General features: G+C 28.7%; 5 protein-coding genes. 4 read left to right on the plus strand and 1 reads right to left on the minus strand.

Features of this window, described 5'->3' with window-relative positions:
* Positions 1-314 precede the first annotated feature (314 nt).
* From BN899_RS20320 to BN899_RS03110, 4 genes are read left to right on the plus strand one after another with little or no spacing between them, the layout of a single operon-like run.
* Complete coding sequence (locus BN899_RS20320; protein ID WP_330362423.1) at positions 315-644, plus strand: hypothetical protein; 330 nt, start codon at positions 315-317, stop codon at positions 642-644.
* Positions 574-2,400, plus strand: a complete 1,827-nt coding sequence (locus BN899_RS03100; RefSeq protein ID WP_330362424.1) for a molybdopterin oxidoreductase family protein — start codon at positions 574-576, stop codon at positions 2,398-2,400. The genes BN899_RS20320 and BN899_RS03100 overlap by 71 nt, the downstream gene beginning before the upstream one ends.
* Before the next feature lie 17 nt (positions 2,401-2,417).
* On the plus strand, positions 2,418-2,831 hold the full coding sequence (locus BN899_RS03105) for a 4Fe-4S dicluster domain-containing protein (RefSeq protein WP_042272826.1): 414 nt from the start codon (positions 2,418-2,420) through the stop codon (positions 2,829-2,831).
* The gene (locus BN899_RS03110; RefSeq protein WP_042272829.1) at positions 2,831-4,057 is read left to right on the plus strand and encodes an NAD(P)/FAD-dependent oxidoreductase; all 1,227 of its coding nucleotides are present in this window, start codon (positions 2,831-2,833) and stop codon (positions 4,055-4,057) included. Before BN899_RS03105 ends, BN899_RS03110 begins: the two co-directional genes overlap by 1 nt.
* Before the next feature lie 42 nt (positions 4,058-4,099).
* On the opposite strand, the gene BN899_RS03115 is transcribed toward BN899_RS03110, so the two are convergent.
* A complete protein-coding gene (locus BN899_RS03115) occupies positions 4,100-5,029 on the minus strand; it encodes a TDT family transporter (protein ID WP_042272831.1) in 930 nt (309 codons plus the stop codon).
* Between the last annotated feature and the right edge of the window lie 4 nt (positions 5,030-5,033).

A 5,033-nucleotide genomic window follows, 5' to 3' on the forward strand; every position in this document is an offset into this window, starting at 1 on the left:
ATTGATATACACTAAATAAGGATTAATCTCCAGTTGATATCTTTTACCTTAGTTAATGAACCTAGTATCTTTAACTTGAATATATAAAAAAGAAATTATAGATATAGTATGATATTTAATTTTAATAAAGATAATAATATTGTTAAATTATCGAAGTTTTTAAATATATTATGTTGCATATCAATAATAGATTGTTAAAAAAATGACTTAAACTATTGGATATGTGACTAAAATCACGGTATAAAAATTTATTAAATTATAAAATTAAAGTAAGAGAAGATTTATTAATTTACGAAGTGGAGATGTAAAATAATATGAAAAAGATACAATCAACTTGTAATATATGTGCACTTGCATGTAACTTAGATTTTTACGTTGAAGATGATAAAATAACTAGGGTAATGCCTACAAAAGATTATCCAGTAAATAAGGGATTTTGCTGTATAAAGGGTATAAACCTTGATAAGCAACATACAAAAATAAAAGCAAGAAAAAGACCTCTTTTAAGAGATGAAAATAATGAAATGAAAGAAATATCTTGGGAAGAAGGTTTCAAAATATTTGCTAAAAAAAATGACAGATATTCAAAAAAAATATGGAAAAGAATCAGTAGCATATATAAGTACAGGACAAATGACAACTGAAGACATGGCTCTTTTAGGACATGTAGGAAGAAATTACATGGGAATAAACGGTGATGGTAATACAAGACTCTGTATGGCTACAGCGGTTGTTGCACACAAGCAAAGTTTTGGATTTGATTCACCACCATATACATTAAAGGATGCAGAACTTTCAGATACGATTATATTTGTTGGAGCAAATCCGGTTATAGCTCATCCAGTATTTTGGGGTCGTTTAAAAGACAACAAGGATGCAAAAATTATAACTATAGACCCTAGAAAATCAGAAACAGCAGCTAAATCAGATATATGGATAGATATTAAGCCAAAGGCAGACTTAACTTTAATTTATACAATAGCTAATATTTTAATAGAAAAAGATTGGATAAATAAAGAATATATAGAAAATTTTACAGAGGGATTTGAAGATTTCAAAAGTCATGTTAAAAAATTCACTTTGGATAATGTTTATAAGGAAACGGGAATATCTAAAGAAAGAGTTTTAGAATTAGCAGAAATTATACACAACGGAAAAAGAGTATCTTTTTGGTGGACGATGGGAGTAAATCAAGGTTACCAAGCGGTGAGAACTGCACAGGGTATAATAAATCTTGCGTTAATAACAGGAAATATAGGAAGAGAAGGAACAGGGGCAAATTCATTAACAGGTCAAAGTAATGCAATGGGATCAAGAGCATTTAGTAATACAACAGGATTTTATGGTGGGGGAGATTATGATAATGCGCTTAGAAGAGAAGTGGTAGCTGATGCGTTAGAAATAGATGAAAGTTTATTACCAACTAAGCCAACAATACCATATAACGTAATAATAGAAAAAATTCAAGCTGGTGAGATAAAAGGTTTATGGATAATATGCACAAACCCAAGACATTCATGGGCAAATAATCAAGAGTTTGAAAAAGCAGTTAAGAATTTAGATTTCTTTGTAGTACAAGATATATATGAAGATACACATAGTGCTAAACTTTGTGATTTATTCTTACCTTCAGTTCCAGGTATAAAAAAAGAAGGAGTGCTTATAAATACAGAACGTAGATTATCAAAAGTTAATCCTATAATACCTAAGGCAGAAGGGGAAATGTCTGATTATGAAATATTTTATAATATAGGTAAAGAATTAGGTATGGGAAGTTTATTAGATAAATGGAAAACACCAAAAGATGCATTTGAATTACTTAAAAAATGTTCTAAAGGTATGCCTTGCGATATAACTGGAGTAACCTATGAAATGTTAGAAGGTGAGGATAAAAAAGGATCAAAAGGAGTACAATGGCCATTTAGAAAAGGTGATATATTAAAAGACGATGAGAGAAGATTATTTGAGGATAATAAATACTATACACCAAGTAAAAAAGCTAAAATAATTTTTGAAGATATAACTCCAAACCCAACAAAAACTTCAAAAGAGTTTCCATATATCTTTAACACTGGAAGAGGAACTGTAGGACAATGGCATACTAGTGTTAGATCAAGAGAGATAGATGCAGTAAACAAGATAGTTAGAAAAGAATCTTATGTATTAATAAATCCTAAATTAGCTGATGAATTAAACATAGTAGAGAATGAAAGAATTAAAATAAAATCACAAAATGGAGTAACTAGCGAATTTAATGCAGTAATATCTGATGATGTTAAGTATGGTCACTTATATGCACCAATTCATTATATAGAGACGAATTCACTTACTCCATCTATATATGATCCATACTCAAAGGAACCATCATATAAAACTGTACCAGTAAATATTATTAATTGATAATGAAGGGGATAAATATGAGAAGAATTAATATAGATAGAAGTAAATGTGTTGGATGTTTAACATGTACTACTGCATGTATGGTATCTCATGATAGTGAAGATACGAGAAGCAGAATAACAATTGATAGCGAATCAAAATATGCACCAATATTTTGTAGACATTGTGATAGACCAGAGTGTGTTTATACTTGTATGACAGGGGCTATGAGTAAAGATAGTAAAACTGGACTTGTGAACTATGATAAAGAAAAATGTGCAAGTTGTTATATGTGTATAATGGCGTGTCCTTATGGAGTATTAAAAGCTGATAGTAAAAATCAAAAGGAAATAATGAAGTGTGATGGATGTAAAGATCATAAATCGGGTAAACCTCAATGTGTAGATAAATGTCCAATGGGAGCGATTACATTAGAGGAGGTACAAAACTAATGAAATATATAGTTATAGGGGCATCAGCAGCAGGAATAAGTGGAGCTAAAACTTTAAGAACGCTAGATAAAAATGCAGAAATTACATTGATATCTAAAGATGAAAATGTATATTCAAGATGTATATTGCATCATTATATATCAGGACATAGAGATATAGAAAAGCTTAACTTTGTAGATGAAAATTTCTTTAAAGAAAATGATATTAATTGGATAAAAGGTATAGAAGTTAAAGGTGTAAATGATATTGAAAGAACTATAAATCTTTCAAATGGAGAAATATTGAGTTATGACAAACTAATGATTTGTAGCGGTGCATCTGCATTTATACCTCCTATTGAAGGATTAAGAGAAGCTAATAATGTAGTAGGTCTTAGAAATTTAGATGATGCAGTTATTATAAAAGAACAAGTTAAAAATGTTAAAAATGTAGTTGTTCTTGGTGCAGGACTTGTTGGAATTGATGCAGTAAGTGGATTAATAGATTATGATGTAAATATAACTCTAGTAGAAATGGGAGAAAAAATACTTCCTATACAATTAGATAGTTATACATCAAAAGTTTATGAAAATAAATTTACTGAACGTGGAGTAAATTTAAAATTAGGAGTAAAAGCTGAAAAATTATTACTAGATTCAAATAATAATCCTAAAGGGTTAATGATAAACACTGGCGAAGAAATACCATGTGAATTAGTAATAGTTGCAACCGGAGTAAGATCAAATATTTCATTTTTAGAAAATAGTAATATTAAGTATGATAAATTTGGACTTATAATAGATGAAAAGGGTAAAACAAACATAAAAGATGTATACGGTGCAGGAGACGTAAGTGGAAGAAATCCTATATGGCCAACAGCTGTTAAAGAAGGAATAATTGCAGCTAATAATATGGCAGGAAAAGACATGGTAATGACAGATTTCTTTGGTAGTAAAAATACTATGAACTTTGTTGGTATAGCTACAATGTCAATTGGAATGATAGAGCCTAAAGATGATACTTATAATGTAGAAGTAGATATTGATAAAGAAAGTTATAAAAAAATTATTCATAAAGATGGGAAGATATATGGAAGTATAATACAAGGAGACTTATCTTATGCTGGAATATTAACTCAACTTATAAAAGAAAATATTGATGTTTCAAAAGTAAAGAAAAGTTTATTTGATATAGACTACTCAGATTTCTTTAATATAGAAAAGAATTTTGAATTTAGTTATAAATAAAAAAAGTAAGGGTACTAACCCTTACTTTTAAATTATTTAAATTTATATATTTTCAGTTTTAAATGAGTTTATAAACATTTTTATAAAATTATAGATTACAAATACTATACCAGCACAAGCTATTACAAGTTCAATTGAACCAAATTCTCTAAGTATAATTGAGAAGTTAGTTTGACCTAAATTAGCCATAAAAGCAGACACTTTAAATGTTGCTAATGTAGATATTGCAAGTGGGAATGTTACTCCAGCAAATGTAGGTATAAACTTCATACTAAATATTTTAGGAAATCTAGTATACATATATATTGTCATTATAAATACAAGTGCATATAAAAATAAAACTAAATACACATTTGGATCACTAAATAAAGTTAAATAAGCAACTACACAAAGACTTGGTGGTGCAGACATAATAGACAATGTAGGGTACGGTCCATCTGCAACAGGCTTTGTACATAATCTATGAATCATAAATGGTAATATTAAGAAATAAGCAGCAAATGCAAAATAAAAAATACAATTTACAAGAACAGGTTCATTCATTCCTGGACTAGTTATCACAGAAACTATGATTCCGACATATGCTACCCAAAATGGCGGTAGAAACTTTACATGTTCAAAATTTTTAATTAAGTTGTTATAAGTAAATATTATTATTATTATTATATTTAAGCAGACTGCAAATAACCATAAAGATTTTCCAAATACATAGTTATAATTTACATAATAAGAAGCCATAAGCATCATAGACATGCAAAATGTAGGATATATGCTAGCTAAGGCCATATCTTTAAGTTCTAGAGCTACTTGTTTTGGGTATAAAAATAATTTTAAAAAACCTGCAATTATTAGTACTACTCCAAGATTAACAGATATGTGTCTTAAAGAATTAAATCCTAAAGTAGCAAATATATTGGCTAAAGTAAGTACACTTAGTAGGGTGGCAATAGCACCAATGGGTAAGTTTTTAATTTTT

The organism is Faecalimicrobium dakarense (assembly GCF_000499525.1).
Lineage (GTDB): Bacteria > Bacillota > Clostridia > Peptostreptococcales > Peptostreptococcaceae > Faecalimicrobium > Faecalimicrobium dakarense.